A 1912-nucleotide genomic window follows, 5' to 3' on the forward strand; every position below is an offset into this window, starting at 1 on the left:
GCGCGGCCATTGGCGCTGAAAGGGAAACTACCTTTTTTGTAGGGGACTCCCGCAGCCTCGAGTTCTTCCTCGCTCCTGCCCACCGAGGCGATCTCGGGGTGGGTATAAACCACGCACGGGATGGAGTTGTAATCCACATGCCCATAGCCAGTCACCATGTACTCGACGGCGGCATAGCCTTCTTCTTCGGCTTTGTGGGCCAGCATGGGGCCCGCAATCACATCGCCAATGGCAAAGATGCTGGGTACGGCGGTCTGGTAGTGGGCGTTGACCGGGATACACCCTTTTTCATCGGTGGTAAGGCCCACATTTTCCAGGCCCAGTCCGTCGGTGTTGGGCACCCGCCCGGTCGCCAGCAGCACCCGGTCGGCGGCCAGAGGTTCACCGCCCTCGAGCTCAACAATGCCTTTGCCGTCCCTGACATAGGCCGCGGTCACGCGCACCCCGGTGCGGATCTCCAGGCCCTGCTTTTTGAAGATCTTCTCGGCTGCCTTGGCAATCTCAGCGTCCATGCCCCCCAGAATGGTAGGCAGGTATTCCAGCACCGTGACCTTTGAGCCCAGGCGTTTCCAGACCGAGCCGAGCTCGAGGCCGATCACCCCACCCCCAATAACCACTAACGATTCGGGCACCGTTGGGTAAGCGATGGCCTGGTCGGAGGTGCCCACCACGTCGTAGTCGAGCTCGACCCCCTTCAGCATGGCAGCCTTGGAACCGGTAGCAATCAGGATGCGCTCGGCTTCGATTTCCTGGATACCCTCCGGCCCTTTGACCGACACCCCGTGGGGGCCCACGATGCTGGCGTGGCCCAGGTAGCGGGTCACCTTGTTCTTTTTGAACAAAAACTCCACCCCGCCGGTATTGGCCTTGACCACTTTGTCTTTGTGGGCCATCAGTGCCGGTAGATCCAGTTCGGGCTGGCCAATTTTCAGGCCGATCAGGCGATTTCGCTGGGCGGCATATATTTTTTCGCTGGCATCCAGCAGGGCCTTGGAGGGGATACACCCCACCCGCAAGCAGGTTCCGCCCAGGGCTGGTTCTTTCTCGATACAGGCTACGTCCAGCCCAAGCTGTGCGGCCTTAATTGCAGCGACATACCCCCCTGGCCCTGCTCCAATTACCACCAGTTGATGTTTTGGCATAGAACCTCGCAAATAGCTTATAGCCGATTGCTTATAGCCGATAGCGACATGGTATTTGGCTATCGGCTATGGGCCATCAGCTATCAGCATCCTTTACACTTCCAGCGCCAGCCGCACCGGACTCTCGATCATCTCCTTGACCCGTTTGAGGAAGGTCACCGCCTCACGCCCATCTACAATGCGGTGATCGTAGGAGAGGGCCAGGTTCATCATCGGGCGGATGACCACTGCACCGCCCCGGGCAACCGGGCGCTCGACAATGGCGTGCATACCCAGGATGCCCACCTGCGGCGGGTTGAGGATGGGGGTGGAGTTTAGCGAGCCGTAGATTCCGCCGTTGGTAATGGTAAAGGTGCCGCCCATCAGCTCGTCGGGCTTAATTTTCTTGGCCCGCACCCGCTCGCCATAATCCGCAATGGTGGCCTCGATCTGGGCCATGCTCAGCTGGTCGGCATTGCGGATCACTGGCACCACCAGGCCTTCTCCTCCGCCCACGGCGATGCCAATGTCGTAGTAGCGGTGGTAGACGATATCGGTTCCACGTATTTCGGCATTGAGCTGGGGTATCTCTTGCAGGGCCTGGGTAACGGCTTTCACGAAAAAGCTCATAAAGCCCAGCTTCAGGCCGTATTTCTTCTGGAAACTCTCGCCATACTCCTTGCGCAAATCCATCACCATGCCCATATCGGCCTCGTTGAAGGTGGTGAGCATGGCGGTGTTTTGCTTGGCCGAGAGCAGGCGTTCGGCAATGCGGCGGCGCAAAGGGGACA

2 protein-coding genes are annotated in these 1912 nt (G+C 59.4%); both read right to left on the bottom strand.

The features are described from left to right. Positions 1-1142: dihydrolipoyl dehydrogenase (gene lpdA, locus Q0288_RS12560; protein WP_299430931.1), on the bottom strand; the 1142-nt coding region annotated here is incomplete at its 3' end. 93 nt (positions 1143-1235) lie between these two features. Continuing rightward, a partial coding sequence (gene sucB, locus Q0288_RS12565; protein WP_299430933.1) for a dihydrolipoyllysine-residue succinyltransferase occupies positions 1236-1912 on the bottom strand: 677 nt, incomplete at its 5' end.

Origin of the sequence: uncultured Meiothermus sp., from assembly GCF_937863175.1 — a bacterium.
In the GTDB taxonomy this organism is placed as follows: Bacteria; Deinococcota; Deinococci; order Deinococcales; family Thermaceae; genus Meiothermus.